Here is a 21,521-nt window from a genome sequence, read left to right as displayed (position 1 = left end):
CAACGTTCGGCAATAACCACAAATTAACCCGACTTTTCATTATCTGTTCCTTCCAGCCAATCTGCAAGCCTAGCCCGGAGCCGCAGCAGGGCTTGACTGCATATTTGACTGACCCGGGATTCGCTGACATCCAATACCTTGCCAATCTCGCGCAAATTCAGTTCGTCGTCGTAATACAACGATATAACCAACCGCTCACGCTCCGGCAACTCGGCAATCGCCTTGGCCAGCGCTTGTTGAAAACTTTGCCGGATTAACGCTTCTTCCGGCTGAAATCCATCGTGTACCGCGTCGATGACGCCGTCTTCGCCCTGCACCAATTCTTCGACGCTAAAGGTTTTGCAAGACATCGCGTCCTGCAAAATCCGGCCGTATTCCTCCAGGCTGATGCCCATCTGCCGGGCGACTTCGCTATCCTTGGCATCTCGACCCAGGCGGCTCTCCACATCGCGAATCGCTTCGGCCGCCGCCCTGGCTTTTTTATGGACCGAGCGCGGCGTCCAATCGGAGCGGCGTAATTCGTCAAGCATCGCTCCGCGGATTCGGATGCCGGCGTAGGTTTCGAAACTGGCACCCTGAGCAGCGTCGTAATGCTTTAGCGCTTCCAACAGTCCGAGCATGCCGGACTGAATCATGTCATCGATTTGTACAGTGTCTGGCAAACGACCCATTAAATGGTAGGCAATGCGTTTGACGAGCGGCGCGTGCTGGATAACCAAGTTATCCAGATTTCCGGCCTGCACGGCAGCGTACATTGCCGCTCCACTCATGCAACATCCTCTTTGGCGCTATATTGAATCATCCGCTCGACAAAGAACTCCAAATAGCCGCCGGCCTTGGGCTTGATCGGCCAACTGTCGATTTTTCTCGCTAGATTTTTAATCGCCAAGGCCGCCTTGCTCTGCGGAAAGGCTTCGACGACTGGCTGCTGTTTCTGTACCGATTTCCGCAGATATTCATCTTGCGGAACCGCGCCGACAAATTGTAGCGCCACGTCCAGATAGCGATCGGTAACCTTGCTCAGTTTGGTAAATAGGGCCTGCCCGTGTTCGGCGGACTGCACCATATTCGTGACAATATGAAAACTGTTCAAGCCGTAGTCACGGTTCAACAACTTGATATAGGCATACGCATCGGCCAACGAAGTCGGTTCGTCGCAGACCACTACGATCACTTCCTGGCAGGCACGAGCGAAATTGACCACGCTCGACGAAATACCGGCCGCCGTATCGACGATCAGCACATCGAGATCCTTGTCGATGTCGCTAAAAGCCCTAATCACGCCAGCCTGTTCGACATTCGACAGATCGGACATGCGCTGGATGCCCGACGACGCCGGGATAATCTTCAGGCCGGCGGGTCCGGTCATCATGATTTCCCGCAACGTCTTTTCGCCGTTTAGAACATGCGACAGGTTGTATTCGGGAAACATCCCCAACAAAATATCGACGTTCGCCAAGCCCATGTCGGCGTCGAGTATGGCCACCCGCCGTCCCATTTTGGCCAGGGCCACACCAATGTTGACGGACAAGTTGGTTTTGCCGACGCCACCCTTGCCGCTAGTCACGGCGATTACTCGTACTGGTTTCATCTGTCTCATTTGTCTAATTCCGGCTGCCTGATCGAGTGGCTTATGCATGGCTTTCCGCCATCCAGTCGTCTTGGTTCTCGCCCTCGTACGCCGGCGCCTCTTCGGCGTCGGCCAGACATTGCCGTATCAAAGCACCGGCATCGGGCAGAAATATATCTTCCGGCACTTGCTGACCGTCGGTGACGAACGATAACGGCATGCGTCGCTCGATTATCGCCGACAACGCCGTCGCCTTACTGACCGCCTCATCCAATTTGGTAAGTATAGTCGCTTGCGGTTCCAGTATCCGGAACGCCTCGATAATTTCCAACATCGATTTGTATTGGGTTGTCGCCGACATCACCAAATACGTGCGTATCGGCAAATCGCCGTGCTGGAGGGTTTTCAGTTGCTCGGCTAGGCGCATGTCGCGCTGGCTCATGCCGGCGGTATCGATCAAAATCAGACGCTTGTCTGAAAAACTGTCGATATGCCGCCGCAATTCGTTGGCGTCGTTGGCGACGCGCACCGGCACGTCCAGAATACGGCCATAGGTGTTGATCTGCTCGTGGGCGCCGATTCGGAAGTTGTCGGTGGTAATCAGCGCGATCTGGCGGGTACCGTGTTTCAAAATAAACTGGGCGGCCAGTTTAGCGATCGTCGTGGTCTTGCCGACGCCGGTGGAACCGACCAGGGCGGCGATACCGCCGCACTCCAGCAAATCGTCGTCGGCGATCGGCAGCAAGCCGGCCAACATGTCCCGCGACTTAGCGAAGGCGGTATCCAATTGTTGGTGACCGCCCAATCGATTGGCGATCTTGCCGGCCAGCGTCCGGGAAAAACCGCTATCCATCAACCGATCCTGCAAGGCTTGCCGAACCGGCGCCGCCGATTGCGGCAACTGCGTGACTAAACCGGACAATTTGGCATCCAGCATGGCCCTCAGCTCTTTCATCTCGCCACGCATCTCGGCCATGAACTGGTCGGCGACCGCTGGTTTGGCGGGGGCGGCCGGCTTGGCTTCCGCGACGGTTCGGATTTTCGGGTCACCGCCCGCCCAAGCCGGTTTCTCGGCTGGTTTGTCGGCGGCTTTCAGTTTTTCGCCGATTTTTTGGGCATTAACGTTGGCAACCTGCAGCTTTTCAGCGTAGCCGATATATTGATCGAGATGGCGGCGGATCGGATTGACTGGTGTCGAATTTTCGGCGCCGCGCTTTCTGGCGCTGCTGACTAAGTGGACGGGCTTTTGTTCAGCGTCGAAATCCGGCAACTCCAACTTCTTGGGTTCGGCGACCGCCTGTTTCTCTTGTTCCCGCTGCTTCAGATTTTTATGAATGACTTGTTCATCAAAATCGCGGGCCGCCACAATTTCGACACCACCATCCACTGAGCGGTTCGACATAATCACCGCGTCGGCTCCCAGCTCTTCTTTGACCATACGCATGGCCTGACGTATATCTGCCGCAAAAAAGCGTTTAATTTTCATCGCGCAACCTCAATTCATTTTGCACGCTGCCCAACCGTGGAAACCACTCTGATCTGCCGATCTTGAGGAATTTCATTATAGGCCAGCACATGTAAGCCGGATATCGAATGACGGACGAAGCGCGCCAGCCAAGGCCTGATGAAGGAGGACACCAGCAATATCGGCACTTGGCCTTCCAATTCCATGTGCTGGGCACTTTCCTCCAACGACCTGTGCATCTGCTCGGCCAAGCCCGGTTCCAAACCCGCGCCGCCATCGCCCGCCGTCTGCAATGACTTATGCAATATCTGTTCCAAGCCAGGATCGAGAGTAATCACCGGGATCTCGGCCTGCGCACCATTGATTTCATGGACAATAGATCGGCCCAAGGCCACCCGAACCGCGGAGGTCAAGATGTCCGGATCTTGACTCTTGACCCCGTACTCCGCCAAAGTTTCGGCGATCGTCCGCATATCCCGGATCGACACCCGCTCTTGCAGCAGGTTTTGCAGCACTTTAACCAGGATTCCCAGTGGCAGGGTCTTAGGCACCAAATCCTCGACCAGTTTCGGCGCCAACTTGCTTAGATTGTCGAGCAATTGCTGCGCTTCTTCGTACCCGAACAGTTCGTGCGCGTTGCTTTGCAGAATATGGCTTAAATGGGTCGCGACCACGGTGCTGGGATCGACGACAGTGTATCCCAGCGTTTGCGCCTGATCCTTTTGGCCGGCGTCGATCCAGACAGCATCCAAACCGAACGCCGGGTCCTTACAGGCCGTGCCTTGCACCGTGCCAAACACCCGCCCTGGATTGATCGCCATTTCTTTCTCCGGCATGATGCTGGCTTCGCCGACCGTCACCCCCATCAACGAAATCCGGTATTCGGTCGGCGACAAATCCAAGTTGTCGCGAATATGCACCGACGGAATCAAAAAGCCCAGCTCCTGAGACAGCTTCTTGCGCACGCCCTTGATGCGCATCATCAATTGACCGCCTTGGTTGCGATCCACCAACGGAATCAACCGATAACCGACTTCCAGGCCGATCGCATCGACCGGCATCACATCATCCCAACCCAACTCCTTGATTTCGGTTTTGGCCAATTGCTGCGGCGAGACCATCCGCTCCATTTCCAGCGCTTTTTCTTCCTCGAGCTTGCGGCGCCGATCGATCAAATAAGCGGCTCCCACCAGGGACAAGGCCAGCAGTATGAACACCAGATTGGGCATGCCGGGGATAATGCCCAACAAACCCATCACCGCCGCCGTCACCAGCAAGGTACGCGGGTCCTCGAACAACTGCGAGGTGACCTGCTTGCCTATGTCCTGTTTGGAGCCGCGCACCCGCGTCACTACCATCGCCGAGGCCACCGACAACAGCAACGACGGAATCTGCGCCACCAAACCGTCGCCTATCGTCAGCAACACGTAAACATTGGCCGCGTTGGCGAAGCTCATGTCGTGCTGGCCGACGCCGATCGCCAAACCGCCGATCATGTTGACGAACAAGATGATGATGCCCGCGACCGCGTCACCGCGTACGAACTTGCTGGCACCGTCCATCGACCCGTAAAAATCCGCCTCGGCGGCGACTTCCTCACGGCGAGCGCGAGCCTCGTCCTGATTGATCAAACCCGAATTCAAATCGGCGTCGATCGCCATTTGTTTGCCGGGCATCGCATCCAACGTAAAGCGGGCGCTCACCTCGGCGACCCGGCCGGCGCCCTTGGTCACGACGACAAAATTGATGACGACCAAAATCACGAACACGACGATACCGACCGCGAAATTGCCGCCGATCACGAACGAGCCGAAGGCTTCGATGACCTTGCCCGCCGCATCGCCACCCTCGTGACCGCGGATCAACACCACACGAGTCGATGCGACGTTCAAGGCCAGCCGTAACAAAGTGGCGATCAGAATCACGGTCGGAAACGACGCGAATTCCAGCGGTTTCAGCGTATAAATGACAACCAGCAGGATAATCAGCGAAAACGCGATGTTAAAGGTGAAGAACAGATCCAGCAAAAACGGCGGCAGCGGCAATATCAGCAGCGCCAACAACATGACAATCAATAGTGGCGCGCCCAGCCCCAGGCCGGTCAGCGACTTTAGCGTAGCAAGAATTTTGCTGAAATCCATCGGAATAAGTTATTGCTTGAAATCGTCTGGGACATATACGTCGGTCGGCGGCGTCGGCCGTCCCCAGCCTTGTTGAGTGGAGGCCCGCAATTGAAACACGTAGGCCAGCACTTGCGCGACCGCCAAAAACAGGCCGCGCGGCACCTCTTGGTTCAGTTCGGTAGAGTAGTACAAGGCGCGCGCGAGCGCGGGGGCTGCCACCAGCGGCACTTTGGCCGCCAGCGCCAATTCGCGGATTTGGCTGGCAATCAAGTCCGTCCCTTTTGCGACCAAAATCGGCGCGCCGGCCCCGCTGGGATCGTATTTCAGCGCCACCGCGAAATGCGTCGGATTGGTGACGATGACATCGGCGCTAGGCACTGCGTCCATCATGCGCCGCCGCGCCGCTTCCATTTGCATGCGCCGGATCTTGCCCTTAACCTCTGGACTGCCCTCCTGATCCTTGGCTTCCTCGCGCACTTCCTGCTTAGTCATTTTCAAATGGCGCTGGTTGTTCCAGAGCTGGTAAGGCACGTCCAGCATCACCACCAAGGCTAGCGTCGAGCTCATGATCAACAGGCCGACCACGATAATATCGCCGACCCGGTAGATGGCTTGATCGACCGGTATCCGGCTAATACCCATGAAGTCGTCGAAATGCAATTTGAATAAATTCCACGCCACGATCGCCACCAGCAGCGTTTTAATGACGGCTTTGATCAATTCGACAACGCCCTGAATACCGACCAAACGTTTCATGCCGGCGAGCGGATTCAACTTGGAAAACTTGGGGTGATAGGCTTCGCTGGCGAAATTCCAGCCGCCGAGGAGTAGCGATGCCAAAAAATCGGCGACCAGAAGAATCAGCATAAACGGAGCCACGACCGTGAAGCCGTCGACCAAGGCCAGCTTAAGGTGGGCGACCGGTGTCGCCGGATCGAACACCTGATCGCGGCTAAGTCGGAATTGTTGCTTCATCATCGCCAACAGGCCCTCCGCCATATGTCGGCCGATGTAAACGAACAGCGCCGATGCCACGATTAACGTGACAAAGGTGTTAAGCTCCTTGGACCGCGGTAGCTGGCCTTTTTTACGCGACTCGGAGAGCCGCTTGCCAGTAGGGTCTTCGGTTTTGTCTTGGCCGGAATCTTCAGCCATCAGCCCAGCCTCAAGATTTGCCCAACCAGAGCAAAGCCGTCCCGCAAACTTTCGCCAAAGCCTTCCAGCAACACCGGCAAACCGATCCAGACCAGGATCATGCCCAACAATATCGTGATTGGAAAACCCACGCCGAATACTTGCAATTGCGGAGCCGCCTTGGAGGCAACGCCGAAGCTGATATTGACGAACAGCAACGCGGCCATCACCGGCAGCGCCAACAACAAGCCCTCGGCAAAGATTTGACCGCTCCACATCACGATCAACCACAGATCTTCCTTGCGTAAGCCCTCGGTCGAAACCGGCAGGGCATGGAAGCTACGCGCCAGCATCTCGATCAACAATAAATGCCCGTCCACCGCCAAAAAACTGAAGCTGCCGGCAATGACAAACAGCTGCGCGATAACCGGTACTTGCACACCGGTGGCAGGGTCAACCATCGACGCAAAGCCCAAGCCCATGCTGTAGGCGATGGTTTGCCCGGCAAACAACATCACCGAGAAGACCATTTGCAGAATGAAACCGGTCGTCATACCTAATGCCACCTGTTGCACCGCGACGACCAAGCCATCGTACCCGAACAGTTCGACATCGGGCATCGCCGGCAACGCCGGTAATAAAGTGAAGGTAATCAATAAGCTGGCCAGCACACGAATTCTGGCCGGCAAGGCGCGAACGCTGAATACCGGTATCGTCACGAACATCGAACTGATCCGAAAAAACGGCCAAATAAAGGTCGTCAAATAAGCCAGCAATTCGTCTTCGCGAACATTCATCCTATCAGCGTTGGAATGTCTCGCATCAAATCCTGAAAGTAATCGATCAGGGTCTGCAACATGCCGGGGCCGGCGATCATCAACACAACAATGATGGAGGCCAATTTAGGGATAAAAGTCAGGGTTTGCTCCTGTATCGACGTCGCGGCCTGAAACATCGAAATCAACAAGCCGACGCACAACGACGTCAGCAGCACCGGCCCCATCAATTTTAAAGAAACCCAGACGGTTTCCTGGGCAATGATTGAAATAGTCTCGTTAGTCATTGCCGCCCCCGCATTAAACGTAAAAACTGGCAGCCAGCATTTCCAACACCATCGTCCAACCGTCCGCCAACACGAACAACATGATCTTGAACGGCAAAGCCACGATCATCGGCGACAGCATCATCATCCCCATCGACATTAGCACGCTGGCAACCACCAAATCGATCACCAGAAACGGTAGAAAGATCAGGAAACCGATTTGAAATGCGGTCTTCAACTCGCTGGTCAGGTAAGCCGGCACCAGCAACGAAAACGGCACATCCTCGGGCTTATCGATCTGTTGCCGGCCGGAAATCCGCACGAAGGTGTCCAAATCGGCCTCGCGCGTCTGCTTGAGCATGAACTGCCTGAACGGTTCGGAGGCTTTTTGCAACGCGGTCAGCGTATCGATTTTTTCTTCCAGGTAGGGCTGTACCGCGGTTTCGTTAACCTTTTCGAACACCGGCATCATGATGAATATCGTCAGAAACAATGACAGCCCCAGCAACACTTGATTGCTCGGCGCCTGGGCGGCGCCGATGGCTTGCCTTAACAGACCGAGCACGATCATGATCCGGGTAAATGCCGTCATCGACAGCAACAATGCCGGCAACACGGTCAGCATCGTCATCAGCGCCAGGATTTGGATCGTCACCGAATAGGTTTCTCCGCCCTTGGGATTGGTCGTCACCGTCACCGCGTCGATACCCGCCGCGTCCGCGGCGACCGGCCCCAGCATCAGCAAGGCAGCGCCAACCAGCCCGACCCACAGCCGCCACCGCATCAGCCCACCCTACCTTGTAGCACTTCCAGCAATTTCTTCGCGAAGGGCGAGGTATCTGCCGTATCGGCGCCCCCCAGAAACAAGCGCTGATCGCCTTCCAGTTCCAATAATTTGTCGATGCGGCCGTTACTGACGCCCAACAATAGTTGTTTTTCGCCGACCCTGACCAACACCAACTTTTCGCGCACACCTAGCGGCAAGCCGGCGACTACAGCCAACGGCCCCTTCGCGGATATTCCGAAACCGCCGGTCTTGCGCAACAGCCAAGCCGCCAAAAAAAATACCGCCAATACAATCAATAATGCCAACAACCACTGCCCGACATCGGCCGGGGAAACCACGCGCCCGCCGGCTCGGGCCAGCGATGCGGCGTCGTCGGCGCCGGCCGCTCCCGCCGATAGCGTCAACCCGATCATGCAAGCAATCCGCACGGCACTCAGCCTAGCTTTCTAACTCGTTCGGACGGACTGATAATATCGGTCAGACGTATACCGAACTTATCGTTAACCACTACTACTTCGCCGTGAGCGACCAAGGTTCCGTTGACCAAAACGTCCATCGGCTCGCCGGCGAAACGGTCCAGTTCGACCACGGACCCCTGGTTAAGCTGTAACAAATTGCGGATGTTGATCTTGGTCCGGCCAATCTCCAACGAAACCGTAACCGGCACATCCAGAATCACATCCAGTTTAACTTCATCCCCGCGCGCGCCGTCCTTCGGGCCGGCTTTTCCGTCTAATTCCGGGAACTCCGCAGCCGTATACCCTCCGGCCCCCGAGGCAGCTTGCTCCTTGAGCGCATCGCCCCAGTCGGCTTCGGCCTCTGCTTCCGATTGCTCGTTCAGCGCGGCCGCCCAGTCGTCGCCCAATTCGTCGTTTTCGCTCATGACCACAACCTACAATCGTTTAAATGTTGTCCAAATTCATTTTTTCGGTAATTTCGATCGCGTAATTGCCATCGGACAAACCCAACTTTCCGCGAAAAACCGGCACCCTCTCCACTTCCAGGACCACGGTTTCGGGCATATCGATCGGTATCACGTCGCCCTTCTTTAATTCGATCACATCGCTGATCAACATTTCCTTTTCGATCAGATTGCTGTTCAAGGTCACTTCGCTACGCATCACCTCGATACGCAAAGACTCTTGCCAACGACCGTCCACTTCGCCGCGATCACTGGTCACCGCATCCAACAATTCGCGGATAGGCTCTATCATCGAATACGGCATCGCGATATTAATATCCCCTCCGCCGCCTTCCAGTTCAACGTGTATCGTCGAAATCACAACGATTTCCGAAGGACTGACGATGTTGGCGAACTGCGGGTTGACCTCTGAATTGATGTATTCGAAATCGATGTCCATCACCGGTCTCCAGGCCTCAGCCAGATCCTTGAAGATCATATCGATGATCAGACGAATAATCCGCATTTCTGTCGGGGTAAACTCGCGGCCTTCAACCTTGTTGTAAAACTGCCCGCCCCCCCCAAAGAAGTTGTCCACCGCGGTAAATACCAACCTCGGCTCCATGACAATCAAGGCTCGGCCCCGCAATGGCGACATGCGGATAACATTCAGATTGGTCGGTACGAACAAGCCCTGGATAAACTCCGAAAACTTTTGTACTTGAATGCCCGATACCGAAATTTCCGCAGCCCGCCGCAAGAAATTAAACAATGCAATCCTAAAATGCCGCGCGAAACGCTCATTAACCATTTCCAGGGTCGGCATCCGCCCCCGAACGATGCGTTCCTGACTGTTAAAGTCGTAAGGTCTGGCCGCACCTCGACTTAAGTCGTCGTCATCGGGCCCGGTTTCAACGTCGCCATCGTCGACGCCGTGCAACAGCGCATCTATTTCGTCTTGCGATAACAGATCGGCAGTAGACATTTATTGCATTACAAATTCAGTGAAATAGACATCTTTGACCGTATTCTTACCGGCCATTTTTTCCAATACCTTGCCGATTTCCGCCAGCATCATCGCCCGCAACTCCTGCTTACCCTCGGTGGTTTTGGCCTTATCGGCGCCAATCGTGCTGATCGCCATCAACAAATTGTTGCGTATCATCGGCTCGTGCTTTTTCATCGCTTCGATACTAGCCTCGCCCTTGGTCAAAATCGTCAAGGAAATCTTGATGACCTTAGCGCTAGCCCCCGCCGGGAAATTGACCAACAGGGGGCTGGGTAATTCATAATAAACCTCCGGAACCGCTTCGGCGTGTTCCTCGTCGTGTTTTTCCTCTTCGTGCTTTACTTCGTTATCCGGTTTACCGTGCTCGGATTCTGCTTTTTTCGCCATGTAAAAATAGCCACCTGCAGCGCCAGCCACCATCGCCAACAACACTACCACGATGATTAAAATCAACTTTAAAGGCGACTTTTTTCCTTCCGATTTACCTTGCTCTTCTGCCATATTCCACCTGTTGAATTGAATAAGCACCGGTCGTGCCAAGAACTGCTTCAAGTCCTAACGTAGCTCGCCGGACCGCTGTCGAGGCACCGGATAATATAAGAAACACCGGGGTCGCGAAAAGATAGTATAGCCTGCGGATGTCGTCAGCCGAGCCTAAAGAATGGCCGTAAATAGATTTTGCGGGGATTTGCCGTCAATTAGTTGACGGAGGTGAAGCGACGAGACTGCAAAGGTCGCGAGTACCTTTGCAGCCGGACGAACGGATTACAACGAGTCGACCGCGTTCAATTCGCGGAATGCTTGCAACAAACGGGTCACCATGCCTTCTTGGCCTGCACGTTGCCACACACGCGGATCGTAGTATTTTTTGTTCGGTTTGTCAGCGCCTTCCGGATTACCGATTTGGCCTTGCAAATAGCCTTCGTTTTTCTTGTAATAATTCATCACCCCTTCCCAAGACGCCCATTGGGTATCGGTGTCGATGTTCATTTTGACGACGCCGTAGCTGATGGATTCTTTAATTTCTTCCGGAGAAGAACCCGATCCGCCGTGGAAAACGAAGGTCAGTGCGTTGTTCGGCAAACCGAATTTTTCGGACACATATTTTTGCGAGTTGTCCAAAATTTTCGGGGTCAGTTTAACGTTACCTGGCGAGTAGACGCCGTGCACGTTCCCGAATGATGCAGCAATCGTGAAACGGTGGCTGATTTTGCTCAAATGCTCGTAAGCATAAGCCACGTCTTCCGGTTGGGTATACAGCGCGGAGTGGTCCATTCCGGAATTGTCAACCCCGTCTTCCTCGCCGCCGGTGCAGCCCAGTTCGATCTCCAGCGTCATGCCCATTTTAGACATCCGCTCCAAGTATTTGCCGCAGATCTCGATGTTTTCCGCCAAACTCTCTTCTGAAAGATCCAGCATATGCGAGCTAAACAACGGTTTACCGGTTGCCGCAAAATGTTTCTCGCCCTCGTCCAGCATGCCGTCAACCCAAGGCAGCAGTTTTTTCGCCGCGTGGTCGGTGTGCAGGATGACGGGTACGCCGTACAACTCGGCCATCGCGTGAACGTGGCGCGCACCGGAAATAGCGCCGGCGATGGAGCAACCTTGGCCTTCCAACTTCAGGCCTTTACCGGCAACAAACGCGGCACCGCCATTAGAAAATTGCACAATAACCGGAGACTTGGCTTTCGCGGCGGCTTCCAGCACAGAGTTGATCGTATCCGTACTAATAACATTGACCGCTGGCAACGCAAATTTGTTTTCCTTGCAAATCGCGAAGACTTTTTGCACATCTTCTCCGGTTACGACACCGGGTTTTACTACATCAAAAATTTTTGCCATTTAACTTACCTATATTAATGAACAAAGGCCGCTTACTCGATTCGGCGGCCTTTCGTATCGGAAAAAGATCGCGCGCAAATTACGACGCGCAAATCCGATGTCTGGAATTAAGCTTCCAGCACGGCCAAACGATCGGCCAGCAGTTTCTCCAAAGCTTCCAGAGCCTTGGCAAAACCGTCAATACCTTCCTTCAGTTTATCGTTCGCCATGCGGTTTTCTTCATGCATACGTTCGAAAGTCGCTTTGTCCACGCTAATCTTTTCGATATTCGCGCTCGCCGCTTTAGCTGCGTCCAGTTTACGTGGTAATTCGCCTTCAACTGATTGCAATTCGGCCAACAGAGAAGGGGCAATCGTCAACAAATCGCAGCCCGCCAATTCGGTGATTTCGCCAATGTTACGGAAGCTGGCGCCCATAACTTCGGTCTTATAACCAAATTTTTTGTAGTAGTTATAGATTTCGGTGACCGACAATACACCAGGGTCTTCGGACGGTGCGTACGAGTCACGGCCGGTATCTTTTTTGTACCAATCCAGAATACGGCCAACGAATGGCGAGATCAGTTGGATACCATTTTCGGCGCACGCAATTGCTTGGTGGATGCCGAACAACAGTGTCAGATTAGTATGAATGTTTTCTTTTTCCAGTACGGCGGCAGCTTGAATACCTTCCCAAGTCGCGGCGATCTTGATCAGAATGCGTTTTTCGGTGTCGATGCCGGCGGCTTTGTACTGAGCGATGATGTCACGGCCTTTGGCAATCGTTCCTTCAACATCGTAGGACAAGCGAGCGTCCACTTCGGTTGAAACGCGGCCCTCGATGATTTCCAGAATTTTCAAACCGAACGAAACCGCCAAGCGATCGAAGGCCAGTGAAGCTACTTCAGCAGCAGACGCACCGGCACCCAAGGTTACGCGAGCACCCTTCAGCGTATCGTCAACGATACCTTGGTATTGCGGCATCTGCGCGGCGGCGGTAATCAACGACGGGTTGGTAGTCGCGTCGCGCGGTTTGAAAGTTTCGATCGCTTGAATGTCGCCGGTATCCGCGACCACGACGGTCATTTCGCGCAATTGTTCCAATAAATTTTTTGCCATGAAAATATCCTCAGATTGAAATGAAACTCGTCTTTCGCTATCGGAAAGCCCCAAGCTCGGAAAAGCGGGCGCATCGAACTCGCGAAAGGATGGTTGATTAATAAGACCGGTAAAGACCAAATCGCCACTCCACAAGGTTCAACGCAAATAGCTTGCGTCCATCCTTGAGAAGTGGCGACTCGGAGAAAGCCGACGATCGATTTCGCGGGCGCGAAAACTAACTCGCCAACATCTATCGGCTATCGCAGATTATATTAGCCGCGGTCGCGCAGATATTTTTCCACGCCGGTAGCTTTGGCTGCCGCCGCTTCCCGGTCTTTCACGATTTGCTTAGCCATGTATCTGGCCACACCGGTAGTTTGGTTGGAACCTTGTTTTTCCAAGTATTTAGCAACCCCGGTTTTATTCATACCCAGGCGATCGATGTATTTTTCAACACCGGTGGCCTCACCGGAGGTAGCCGAACTATCGGATGAAGAACCGGCTCCGGACGAAGAGGACCCTGACTTCCTGCTGTACAAGAAAAAACCAACCGCAGCCAACCCAACCAAGCCCAACAAGGCGTTGTTAGACGATTCCTTGGCTGGTTCGGCACTGGCCGATTCGACCACAGCATCCGAACTCGCACTGCTAACACTTGTCGCGGCTCCGCCTATCGAAGGAGCCGTTTTGTCATGCTTGTAAGCCGAATCGGAATACAACACTTTCGGCTGGAAATTGGTAGCGGGATAATTAGGATCCGCCTCCACAGTTTCCACCACTTTAGCAGCCGGCGCGGCAACATTGCTAGCCGAGCTACTGTTGGCGTAGTCCGGGTTGCTGTATAGCACCTTAGGCTGATAGTCGGCGGCGGGATAATCCTGAGCCACGACCATGGAGCTGCTCAGCAGCAGGGCTGCCATCACACCTTTCGTCAATTCACTTGTTTTCACGTCTTTCACCTATGCTGTTAGAAACACAGGGTTTAAATCATTGACGAACCAACAATTTAAACCCCTGCTACTGTTTATAAAAATTAAAGTACGGCTTCCACATTAGCGACGACATTATCCACGGTAAAGCCGAACTCTTTGAAGAGTTGGCCGGCCGGGGCCGATTCGCCGAAGCGGTCCAGGCCAACCACTCGGCCTTGGCTGCCCGCGTATTTCCACCAGCTATCGGTCACGCCGGCTTCGACTACCACTCGCGCGGTCACGCTCGGCGGCAGTACGCTGTCTTTGTACGCCTGATCTTGCGCTTCGAACACGTTGGTCGACGGCATGGACACCACGCGGATGTTTTTGCCTTTGGCGCTCAACGCTTCGGCCGCTTTCGCCGCCAGTTCGACTTCGGAGCCGGTGGCGATGATGATGGCGTCCGGATTGCCTTCGCCGCTCAGGATGTAGCCGCCTTTGGCGATCGCGTCGATCTGGGCTTGGCTGCGCGGCATGTGCGGCAGGTTTTGCCGGGAGAAGATCAGGGTGCTCGGGCCGTCGGTGCGTTCGATCGCGGCTTTCCAGCTGACCGCCGATTCCACCGCGTCGCACGGACGCCAGACTTGCATGTTGGGGATCATGCGCAACGTGGCGGTTTGTTCGATCGGTTGGTGGGTCGGGCCGTCTTCGCCCAGACCGATGGAGTCGTGGGTGTAGACGAAGATGGTCGGCGCTTTCATCAGCGCGGCCATCCGCAACGCGTTACGGGCGTATTCCGAGAACATCAGGAAGGTGGCGCCGTAGGGTTTGAAGCCGCCGTGCAGGGCGATGCCGTTCATGATGGCGCTCATGCCGAATTCGCGCACGCCGTAGTAGGCGTAGTTGCCGTCGTGGCCCGCAGCGTTGATGTCTTTGCAGCCTTTCCACAGGGTCAGGTTGGAACCGGCCAGGTCGGCGGAGCCGCCCAAGAGTTCGGGCAACAGTGGGCCGAAGCCGTTCAGGGTGTTTTGCGAGGCTTTGCGGCTGGCGATGGTTTCGGCTTTGGCGTTGACGTCGGCGATGAAGGCGTTGGCTTTTTCGCTCCAGTCGCCGGGCAGTTGGCCTTTGACGACGCGGCGTTCGAATTCGGCGGCCAGGGCCGGATGCGCGGCTTGGTAGGCGGCGAATTGGGCGTTCCAGGCGGCTTCGCGTTCGGCGCCCTTGGCTTTGGCGTCCCATCCGGCGTAGATGTCGGCGGGGATTTCGAATGGGGCGTGCGGCCAACCGAGTTTTTCGCGGGTGGCGGCGACTTCGGCTTCACCGAGGGCGGCTCCGTGGCATTCTTCCTTGCCTTGTTTGTTCGGCGAGCCGAAACCGATGATGGTTTGGCAGCAGAGGATGGAGGGCTTATCGGTGACGCTTTTGGCGGCCTCGATGGCTTTCTTCACGGCTTCCGGGTCGTGGCCGTCGACTTTGGGGATGACGTGCCAGCCGTAGGCTTCGAAGCGTTTCGGGGTGTCGTCCAGGAACCAGCCGTGGACGTCGCCGTGGCCGCGCACTTCGCCGTCGATGGAGATGTTGTTGTCGTCGTAGATGGCGATCAGTTTACCCAGGCCCATGGAGCCGGCCAGCGAGCAGGCTTCGTGGGAAATGCCTTCCATCAAGCAGCCGTCGCCCAGGAACACGTAGGTGTGGTGGTCGACGATGTCGTGACCCGGACGGTTGAATTGACCGGCCAGCGCGCGTTCGGCGATGGCGAAACCGACGGCATTGGTGATGCCTTGGCCGAGCGGGCCGGTGGTGGTTTCGACGCCGTCGGTGTAGCCGTATTCCGGGTGACCCGGGGTTTTGGAGTGCAGTTGCCGGAACTGTTTCAACTGGTCGATCGGCAGGTTATAGCCGCTCAGGTGCAACAGCGAGTAAATCAGCATGGAGCCGTGACCGTTGGACAGGACAAAGCGGTCGCGATTCGGCCATTTGGGGTTGGTGGGGTTGTGGCTCAGAAAATCGTTCCACAATACTTCAGCGATGTCGGCCATGCCCATCGGCGCACCAGGGTGGCCGGAGTTGGCTTTTTGGACGGCGTCCATGCTGAGTGCGCGTATGGCGTTCGCTAAGTCTCGGCGCGAAGGCATGTTGGTCTCCTTTATTTTGTTATTTTAGGTACGATGCCCGTAAACTAGAACATCGCTCTGGCTGGGGCTTGGTAATTGCAAGGAAAACCAACACGACGCTACTGTTTAACAGACTGCCGGAATTGGCATCACCTTGATACCTTGTAAATGTCCAAAGCCGCGACCGACAAGTGACGCCCGCGGCTTTGACGCCGTCCTTATTCCAAGTTGGCGTGTCTCGATCTCATTTCTTCTTCCGGGATACCCTTCTCATGAATGACATGGGAAATCGTAGCCTCGAGGAAAAGCAGAGTAGACAATTCAAATACGGTACCCATAGGCATGCCTCTGACTTTACCGTATTGTTCGGCACGACCGATTTGCAACGTAACGTCGGCCAAATCGCCGATAGTCGAATCGTCTTTGGCCGAAATCAGCGCGATTTTCGCACCCACTTCTTTAGCTTTCTTGGTGAAGGCCACCAGCTGCTCAGTTTCTCCGGAGCCGGAAATAATGATCAACAAGTCGCCGGCTTTAATACTAGGCGTGACGATTTCACCGACAACGCTGACATCATAGCCACCATGCATCAGCCGCATCGCGAAAAAATTACCGACCAATTTAGAGCGACCAGCACCAGAAATGAACACGCGCTTGGCCTGGTCCAACATGTCGACCAAAGTTTTGTCGTGCGAATCGGGTGTCGCTTCCAGAATGCTGGAAATTTTGCTTAAGACTAACTCTTGATGCATGACTTACACCGCCGCCACGTCGACCAATTCACGGATTTCACGAGCCGCTTCGGCAGGTGATGGAGCGCCGTAGATAGCCGCGCCGACAACTATAATATTGGCTCCAGCTTTAACGGTTTGATCGATAGTGGCTGGTTTGATACCGCCAGCAACGGAAACGCGAACGTTCAAGCCCAGGTTGGCGACTTCGGCCAAGTCGGTGAAAGGCGTTTGACCGGCCGCTTGTGCGTCCAGACCGGTGTGTACACCCATGATTTGGGCGCCCAGCTTCGCGGATTCGCGAGCGCACTCGCCTTTGTTAGGCACGTTAATCAAGTCGACTTGCACTTCGGCAGCATATTTTTTAGCCGCCTTGATCACGCCACCAATAGTAGCCAGACCGGAAACACCCAATACGGTGCAGATGTCCGCGCCGGCAGCGTAGAAAGCACCAGCTTCGTATTCGCCGGCATCCATGGTTTTCAGGTCAACCAACAACAATTTATCGGGGTAACGTTGTCTCAGTTCTTTGACCAAATTGACACCGTTGTATTTGATGCAAGGGGTGCCAATTTCGAAAATGTCGACGTAAGGGGCTACTTGGTCAGCCAGCGCGACGGTTTGGTTGAAATCCAGTGAGTCCAACGCCATTTGAATTAATGGTCTTGCCATGTGATGTGCTCCGAAAAGTTTTATTTTATTGATAGCTGATTCTCGCAAATTGCCACAACCCGCTAGGCTAGTCACGTACGTGTGATGCATCTGTAACTGTAAGATAGAAATAGCACGGCTGTCAATGCTTGACTGCCGCCAAATACAAAGCTTCAGGGCACTCGGACCAATGATTTTATCAGCCGAAAAACCCAACATCGCAAACCGCGAAATTTCCCGATGGGAAATCGCCTTTTCAGGACGATAGTTGACTCTAAAACACCAACCCGCTCACCCTAGCACTGTCTATGAAACGCTTATTTTTCGCGCTCTGGCCACCACTTGACGCCCTAGCCAAACTCCAGCAGCTAATTCAACACCTTGATCGCCCAATAACTCCTCTGGCTATCTCCAACTTGCACGTTACGTTGGTGTTTTTAGGCACCGTAAATCACAAACAAGAACGGGAACTGCGCAGACGAGCCAACACCATCAAATTTCACGGCGCCGAACTGACGTTCGACCGACTCGATTTTTGGCAAAAACCCAGCATACTTTGCCTGACCTCCACCGACGGATTAACAGCCGCGAGCGAACTTTCCGAACAATTGACCAGAATCAGCAAGGGGCTGGACATACCAATCGACAACCGCCCCTTCACTCCACACATCACGCTATGTCGTAAAATCAAACGCCCACTCGATACCGAATTCGAACCGATAACTTGGCGCGCCACCGGCTTTTGCCTGGCCGAGTCGGTATCAAACTCCGGACGCCGCCAATATCGGGTTCTCGAGGAGTGGCCATCATTGTCATAAGCAGCCGATACAAACCTGAGGAGAACCGACCATGCCCATGCTGAAACTGCGCACTAACATCCCTATTACCGCCGAACAATCTCCTAACCTGCTGAAAGCCTTCTCGCGCTTGCTAGCCCAGGAGACCGGAAAACCGGAACGCTATGTCATGATCGACATTTCCGGAAATCACTTCATGCTGTTTACCGGCAGCGATTCTCCTTTAGCTTATTTGGAGTGCAAAAGCATAGGGCTCAGCGCCAGCCAAGCCACAAAGCTTTCAGCGTCCCTCTGCCAAATATTGTCCGAGGAACTCGGCATCGCTGGCGACCGAATTTACATTGAGTTCAGTAATTGTCCGGCTGAGTTTTGGGGCTGGAACAGCTCGACGTTCGGCTGACAGCGCAAAATCCGGCGCGCAAGCGCGCCGGTTCAGTCGCGTTATTTAGGCTTAACTTCGGATTTACCCTTGTCCGGCTTCTCGGCGCTTGCTGCCTTACCGGCTTTTTCCGTTTTTTCCGTTTTAGTATCAGATGGAACTGGCACACCATCGCCAAACAGAATATTTTTCTCGTTCGCCATAGCGGTTTTTTCGCCAATGCCTTTGACCGCCTCTAAATCCTTCAAACTTTTAAAATCACCATGCTCCTTGCGATACTGCACGATGGCCTCGGCTTTTTTCGGGCCGACTCCGGTTAAGGCAGTGGAAATTGCTTCCGCGTCTGCCTGATTGATATTGATGGGTTCAGCATTCACCCAAAACGAACAAAGCAATAGAACCAGAAATAGCTTTTTCATAATTCGACCTCGTAATTTAGTTAGAGATTAGGCTTAATCGGCTCATTCCATTAAGAATGACTTGAAAAGCTAGTCGATTGTAGAAGCTAAACCTATTTTTTCAATACGAAATTCCGAAAATAACTAACCCCTATGCCGTGGCGACAAACACAGCTCTGACAGGAGCCGGCAGGCCTTCGATAGTCTTATCCGAGTCGTTAGGATCCAAAAAGTCCGTCAGCGACTGAAAGCGCATCCAATCTGTCGAACGCTGCTCTTCCACACGCGTTTTTTCAACGCTCGTTAATCGCACGTCTCGAAAACCGCAACGACGCAACCAAACCAACATTGCTTCACAACTCGGCAAAAACCAAACATTGCGCATGCTGGCATAACGTCGTTCCGGCAACAGTACGCGGTCCGGCCCGCCGTCGATCACCAACGTTTCCAACACCAACTCGCCACCCGACCTCAGGCAACCTTTCAATTCCAGCAAATGATCGATCGGCGAACGCCGGTGATATAAAACCCCCATCGAAAATACCGTATCGAAAATTCCCAAGTCCGCCGGCACATCCTCTATACCCAGCGGCAAAACGAAGACTGGCGCATCGCCGCCGTGCAGACGACGAACCGCCTGAAATTGCATCACGCTCAACAGAGTCGGATCGATACCGATCACCATTCTGGCGCCGGCGCCCCACATCCGCCAGGCGTAGTAACCGTTTCCGCAACCGACATCCAGCACCAATCGGTTGCGCAACGGCGCAATGGCATCTTTAACACGACACCACTTCCAATCGGAGCGCCATTCGGTGTCGATCTCGATACCGAAAAGACGATACGGCCCCTTCCGCCAAGGATGCAAGGCCATCAACCGCTCGCGTAACTCGGAGCGTGCCGTTTCGGAAATGTCCGAGTCGCCGCCGATTTGTACTTGATCGAGCAAGTCGCAAACGCTCGGTGTCAGAGGCGGCAATGCATCGACCACGCTCCGCCAGCGTCGCAAATCGCCATGCCCGGTTTCATCGAATGCCGTAGCTAACTGCCTCGGCAATAATGCCGCCCAGCGCTGACCTCCCGCCTCGACAAGCAAGTTGAATAAAGGCCGGTAATCGATCATTTCAACGCGATCATTGACGCGAAATTGAAGTACTGGAACCAAACCTCGACACTGGAAAACCCCGCTGCTTCCAGGCGCGCGCGATGCTCGGAGAAAGTCTCCGGTATCAAGACGTTCTCCAACGCAGTTCGCTTTTGACTGATCTCCAGTTCGCTATACCCTTGCGCTTTCTTGAACAGATGATGCATTTCGGTTTGCAGATCCTGCTGACGTTTGTCATCGAACGCCAGCTTCTCGGACAAGATCAACACGCCGCCAGGCAGTAGGCCGTCGTAAAGCCCAGCGATAAAGCGACCACGGTCTTCGAGAGGTATGAATTGCAGCGTGAAATTCAGCACAACCACCGATGCATCGCGAATTTCAATATCGCGAATATCGGCGCAACGCCATTCGATGTCGACCTCCGCCGGGGCCAGCTCAATATCGCGCCGACATTGCTCGATCATCGCCTCCGAACAGTCGACCGCGACGATTTTGCAGTTTCGGACAGCAATGTTGGCGCGCATGGCCAATGCCGCCGCACCTAACGAACATCCCAAGTCGTAACATCGACTGTTTTCGCGGGCGTAACGGCCGGCCAACAAACCAATTGCGGAAATCATCGTGCCGTAGCCCGGCACCGAGCGTCGAATCATGTCCGGAAAGACCTTGACGACGTTCTCGTCGAAGCTAAATGCCGCGATTTCGCCTAGCGGACTGGCGTATAAAGAATCTTTCGAAGCTGGCATGAGGAGCGACCGCGCTGGTTTGAACAAGCGCGGCCAAGCAAGACTGGCGAATGCTTAAGAATTGTTGGGGACGTTGTTGTTGCTGAGCGCCTCGGTATTGCGCTTGGCCAACTGATTGATCACTTCCTGCAACGATCCGGAACGTTCGACCTCGTTTTTAAAGCTGGTCCGATAGTTGGTGACCAAGCTAACACCCTCGATCAGGATGTCGTAGACTTTCCAAGCCCCTTTCTCGTTCAGCATACGGTAGTTGACCGCAATCGGTTGCAAGCCAGGTTGCAAGATTTCGGTTTTGATCAATACCTTTTTATCGTCGCCTTCGCTGCTAACCGGCAGAAAACGCACCGACCAGTCCTTGAACTCGACAAACGCTCTGGAATAGGTGCGAATCAACAGGGTTTGGAACTCCTTCTTAAAACCGTCCTTCTCGGCCGGCGTAGCGTCTTTCCACATTTTGCCGAGCACCAACGTCGAAATTAGGTCGAAATCGACATGCGGGTAGATCACGTCGTGTACGAACACCGTGATTTTTTTGAAATCCTGCGTAAACCCAGGCTCCTGCATGCGTTGCTTCAGCTTGTTCGAGGCGTCCTCGATAATCTTCTGCGGCTCGCCTTCCGCCGCCGCGCCGGAAGCCCAGCCCAACGCCGTCGCCGCCCAAATCGCCATCAATAAAAACTGCAAATAACGTTTGATATACATATAAACCATCTCTTAATAAGGATACAGGGCGCTAA

The 21,521-nt window shown here is 54.3% G+C and carries 24 protein-coding genes; 2 read left to right on the top strand and 22 right to left on the bottom strand.

Features of this window, described 5'->3' with window-relative positions:
• Window positions 1–23: 23 nt before the first annotated feature.
• The 18 genes from ACQE3D_RS02360 to hxlA form a co-directional block, all read right to left on the bottom strand.
• Window positions 24–770 (bottom strand): RNA polymerase sigma factor FliA, encoded by a 747-nt coding sequence (locus ACQE3D_RS02360; protein WP_071154984.1) that lies wholly within the window; start codon window positions 768–770, stop codon window positions 24–26.
• Window positions 767–1,600, bottom strand: a complete 834-nt coding sequence (locus tag ACQE3D_RS02355) for a MinD/ParA family protein (protein WP_064025070.1) — start codon at window positions 1,598–1,600, stop codon at window positions 767–769. The genes ACQE3D_RS02360 and ACQE3D_RS02355 overlap by 4 nt, the downstream gene beginning before the upstream one ends.
• Window positions 1,601–1,631: 31 nt before the next feature.
• Window positions 1,632–3,056 carry a flagellar biosynthesis protein FlhF gene (gene flhF / locus ACQE3D_RS02350; RefSeq protein WP_168033614.1) on the bottom strand — a complete coding sequence of 475 codons (1,425 nt, stop codon included), beginning with the start codon at window positions 3,054–3,056 and terminating at the stop codon, window positions 1,632–1,634.
• A 14-nt stretch (window positions 3,057–3,070) separates the two neighbouring features.
• Window positions 3,071–5,176, bottom strand: a complete 2,106-nt coding sequence (gene flhA, locus ACQE3D_RS02345) for a flagellar biosynthesis protein FlhA (RefSeq protein WP_064025074.1) — start codon at window positions 5,174–5,176, stop codon at window positions 3,071–3,073.
• Between the two features lie 9 nt (window positions 5,177–5,185).
• Window positions 5,186–6,313 carry a flagellar biosynthesis protein FlhB gene (flhB, locus tag ACQE3D_RS02340; protein WP_281022104.1) on the bottom strand — a complete coding sequence of 376 codons (1,128 nt, stop codon included), beginning with the start codon at window positions 6,311–6,313 and terminating at the stop codon, window positions 5,186–5,188.
• The gene (gene fliR, locus ACQE3D_RS02335; protein ID WP_064025078.1) at window positions 6,313–7,089 is read right to left on the bottom strand and encodes a flagellar biosynthetic protein FliR; all 777 of its coding nucleotides are present in this window, start codon (window positions 7,087–7,089) and stop codon (window positions 6,313–6,315) included. Before fliR ends, flhB begins: the two co-directional genes overlap by 1 nt.
• Window positions 7,086–7,355 carry a flagellar biosynthesis protein FliQ gene (gene fliQ / locus ACQE3D_RS02330; RefSeq protein ID WP_064025080.1) on the bottom strand — a complete coding sequence of 90 codons (270 nt, stop codon included), beginning with the start codon at window positions 7,353–7,355 and terminating at the stop codon, window positions 7,086–7,088. The genes fliR and fliQ overlap by 4 nt, the downstream gene beginning before the upstream one ends.
• 13 nt (window positions 7,356–7,368) lie before the next feature.
• The gene (gene fliP / locus ACQE3D_RS02325) at window positions 7,369–8,073 is read right to left on the bottom strand and encodes a flagellar type III secretion system pore protein FliP (protein ID WP_254786662.1); all 705 of its coding nucleotides are present in this window, start codon (window positions 8,071–8,073) and stop codon (window positions 7,369–7,371) included.
• Window positions 8,074–8,117: 44 nt separating this feature from the next.
• Entirely contained in the window at window positions 8,118–8,534 is a 417-nt protein-coding gene (gene fliO / locus ACQE3D_RS02320) for a flagellar biosynthetic protein FliO (protein ID WP_313729215.1), read from the bottom strand.
• A gap of 20 nt (window positions 8,535–8,554) precedes the next feature.
• A complete protein-coding gene (fliN, locus tag ACQE3D_RS02315; protein ID WP_064025086.1) occupies window positions 8,555–9,004 on the bottom strand; it encodes a flagellar motor switch protein FliN in 450 nt (149 codons plus the stop codon).
• A 19-nt stretch (window positions 9,005–9,023) separates the two neighbouring features.
• On the bottom strand, window positions 9,024–10,007 hold the full coding sequence (fliM, locus tag ACQE3D_RS02310) for a flagellar motor switch protein FliM (protein ID WP_071154988.1): 984 nt from the start codon (window positions 10,005–10,007) through the stop codon (window positions 9,024–9,026).
• A complete protein-coding gene (locus ACQE3D_RS02305) occupies window positions 10,008–10,532 on the bottom strand; it encodes a flagellar basal body-associated FliL family protein (RefSeq protein ID WP_071154989.1) in 525 nt (174 codons plus the stop codon).
• Between the two features lie 264 nt (window positions 10,533–10,796).
• Window positions 10,797–11,873, bottom strand: coding sequence for a class II fructose-bisphosphate aldolase (gene fbaA, locus ACQE3D_RS02300; RefSeq protein ID WP_064025093.1), 1,077 nt, complete (start codon window positions 11,871–11,873; stop codon window positions 10,797–10,799).
• Window positions 11,874–11,980: 107 nt separating this feature from the next.
• Complete coding sequence (locus ACQE3D_RS02295; RefSeq protein ID WP_064025095.1) at window positions 11,981–12,970, bottom strand: transaldolase; 990 nt, start codon at window positions 12,968–12,970, stop codon at window positions 11,981–11,983.
• A 254-nt stretch (window positions 12,971–13,224) separates the two neighbouring features.
• Window positions 13,225–13,911 (bottom strand): hypothetical protein, encoded by a 687-nt coding sequence (locus tag ACQE3D_RS02290; RefSeq protein WP_313729216.1) that lies wholly within the window; start codon window positions 13,909–13,911, stop codon window positions 13,225–13,227.
• Between the two features lie 74 nt (window positions 13,912–13,985).
• A complete protein-coding gene (gene tkt / locus ACQE3D_RS02285; protein WP_313729465.1) occupies window positions 13,986–16,013 on the bottom strand; it encodes a transketolase in 2,028 nt (675 codons plus the stop codon).
• Between the two features lie 182 nt (window positions 16,014–16,195).
• A complete protein-coding gene (gene hxlB, locus ACQE3D_RS02280) occupies window positions 16,196–16,729 on the bottom strand; it encodes a 6-phospho-3-hexuloisomerase (protein WP_071156145.1) in 534 nt (177 codons plus the stop codon).
• Between the two features lie 3 nt (window positions 16,730–16,732).
• Entirely contained in the window at window positions 16,733–17,380 is a 648-nt protein-coding gene (gene hxlA, locus ACQE3D_RS02275) for a 3-hexulose-6-phosphate synthase (protein ID WP_064029921.1), read from the bottom strand.
• Between the two features lie 287 nt (window positions 17,381–17,667).
• On the opposite strand from hxlA, the gene thpR reads away from it, so the two are divergent.
• Both thpR and ACQE3D_RS02265 read left to right on the top strand, forming a co-directional pair.
• Window positions 17,668–18,177 (top strand): RNA 2',3'-cyclic phosphodiesterase, encoded by a 510-nt coding sequence (gene thpR / locus ACQE3D_RS02270; RefSeq protein WP_313729217.1) that lies wholly within the window; start codon window positions 17,668–17,670, stop codon window positions 18,175–18,177.
• A 31-nt stretch (window positions 18,178–18,208) separates the two neighbouring features.
• Window positions 18,209–18,556, top strand: a complete 348-nt coding sequence (locus ACQE3D_RS02265) for a phenylpyruvate tautomerase MIF-related protein (protein ID WP_313729218.1) — start codon at window positions 18,209–18,211, stop codon at window positions 18,554–18,556.
• A 41-nt stretch (window positions 18,557–18,597) separates the two neighbouring features.
• On the opposite strand, the gene ACQE3D_RS02260 is transcribed toward ACQE3D_RS02265, so the two are convergent.
• The 4 genes from ACQE3D_RS02260 to ACQE3D_RS02245 all read right to left on the bottom strand — a co-directional run bounded on the left by ACQE3D_RS02260 (window position 18,598) and on the right by ACQE3D_RS02245 (window position 21,486).
• Window positions 18,598–18,954: a ComEA family DNA-binding protein gene (locus ACQE3D_RS02260; protein ID WP_071156151.1), complete on the bottom strand. Its 357-nt coding sequence runs from the start codon at window positions 18,952–18,954 to the stop codon at window positions 18,598–18,600.
• Between the two features lie 130 nt (window positions 18,955–19,084).
• The gene (gene cmoB, locus ACQE3D_RS02255) at window positions 19,085–20,053 is read right to left on the bottom strand and encodes a tRNA 5-methoxyuridine(34)/uridine 5-oxyacetic acid(34) synthase CmoB (RefSeq protein WP_409521104.1); all 969 of its coding nucleotides are present in this window, start codon (window positions 20,051–20,053) and stop codon (window positions 19,085–19,087) included.
• On the bottom strand, window positions 20,053–20,784 hold the full coding sequence (cmoA, locus tag ACQE3D_RS02250; protein WP_064029928.1) for a carboxy-S-adenosyl-L-methionine synthase CmoA: 732 nt from the start codon (window positions 20,782–20,784) through the stop codon (window positions 20,053–20,055). Before cmoA ends, cmoB begins: the two co-directional genes overlap by 1 nt.
• A 54-nt stretch (window positions 20,785–20,838) precedes the next feature.
• Entirely contained in the window at window positions 20,839–21,486 is a 648-nt protein-coding gene (locus tag ACQE3D_RS02245) for an MlaC/ttg2D family ABC transporter substrate-binding protein (protein WP_064029930.1), read from the bottom strand.
• Between the last annotated feature and the right edge of the window lie 35 nt (window positions 21,487–21,521).

The sequence above is a fragment of the Methylomonas sp. MS20 genome, assembly GCF_050275925.1.
In the GTDB taxonomy this organism is placed as follows: domain Bacteria; phylum Pseudomonadota; class Gammaproteobacteria; order Methylococcales; family Methylomonadaceae; genus Methylomonas; species Methylomonas koyamae_A.
This window is presented reverse-complemented; position numbering and strand designations above follow the sequence as displayed.

Bases quoted from the DNA above. Each gene is read 5' to 3' on its own strand.
- fliN (WP_064025086.1), bottom strand. From the start codon at position 9,004: ATGAGCGAAAACGACGAATTGGGCGACGACTGGGCGGCCGCGCTGAAC.
- hxlB (WP_071156145.1), bottom strand. From the start codon at position 16,729: ATGCATCAAGAGTTAGTCTTAAGCAAAATTTCCAGCATTCTGGAAGCG.
- thpR (WP_313729217.1), top strand. From the start codon at position 17,668: ATGAAACGCTTATTTTTCGCGCTCTGGCCACCACTTGACGCCCTAGCC.
- ACQE3D_RS02245 (WP_064029930.1), bottom strand. From the start codon at position 21,486: ATGTATATCAAACGTTATTTGCAGTTTTTATTGATGGCGATTTGGGCG.
- fliP (WP_254786662.1), bottom strand. From the start codon at position 8,073: ATGCTGGGGCCGGTCGCCGCGGACGCGGCGGGTATCGACGCGGTGACG.
- cmoA (WP_064029928.1), bottom strand. From the start codon at position 20,784: ATGCCAGCTTCGAAAGATTCTTTATACGCCAGTCCGCTAGGCGAAATC.
- fliQ (WP_064025080.1), bottom strand. From the start codon at position 7,355: ATGACTAACGAGACTATTTCAATCATTGCCCAGGAAACCGTCTGGGTT.
- hxlA (WP_064029921.1), bottom strand. From the start codon at position 17,380: ATGGCAAGACCATTAATTCAAATGGCGTTGGACTCACTGGATTTCAAC.
- ACQE3D_RS02260 (WP_071156151.1), bottom strand. From the start codon at position 18,954: ATGAAAAAGCTATTTCTGGTTCTATTGCTTTGTTCGTTTTGGGTGAAT.
- ACQE3D_RS02265 (WP_313729218.1), top strand. From the start codon at position 18,209: ATGCCCATGCTGAAACTGCGCACTAACATCCCTATTACCGCCGAACAA.
- ACQE3D_RS02305 (WP_071154989.1), bottom strand. From the start codon at position 10,532: ATGGCAGAAGAGCAAGGTAAATCGGAAGGAAAAAAGTCGCCTTTAAAG.
- flhA (WP_064025074.1), bottom strand. From the start codon at position 5,176: ATGGATTTCAGCAAAATTCTTGCTACGCTAAAGTCGCTGACCGGCCTG.
- flhB (WP_281022104.1), bottom strand. From the start codon at position 6,313: ATGGCTGAAGATTCCGGCCAAGACAAAACCGAAGACCCTACTGGCAAG.
- ACQE3D_RS02360 (WP_071154984.1), bottom strand. From the start codon at position 770: ATGAGTGGAGCGGCAATGTACGCTGCCGTGCAGGCCGGAAATCTGGAT.
- ACQE3D_RS02355 (WP_064025070.1), bottom strand. From the start codon at position 1,600: ATGAGACAGATGAAACCAGTACGAGTAATCGCCGTGACTAGCGGCAAG.
- fliO (WP_313729215.1), bottom strand. From the start codon at position 8,534: ATGATCGGGTTGACGCTATCGGCGGGAGCGGCCGGCGCCGACGACGCC.
- ACQE3D_RS02295 (WP_064025095.1), bottom strand. From the start codon at position 12,970: ATGGCAAAAAATTTATTGGAACAATTGCGCGAAATGACCGTCGTGGTC.
- fbaA (WP_064025093.1), bottom strand. From the start codon at position 11,873: ATGGCAAAAATTTTTGATGTAGTAAAACCCGGTGTCGTAACCGGAGAA.
- fliM (WP_071154988.1), bottom strand. From the start codon at position 10,007: ATGTCTACTGCCGATCTGTTATCGCAAGACGAAATAGATGCGCTGTTG.
- flhF (WP_168033614.1), bottom strand. From the start codon at position 3,056: ATGAAAATTAAACGCTTTTTTGCGGCAGATATACGTCAGGCCATGCGT.
- fliR (WP_064025078.1), bottom strand. From the start codon at position 7,089: ATGAATGTTCGCGAAGACGAATTGCTGGCTTATTTGACGACCTTTATT.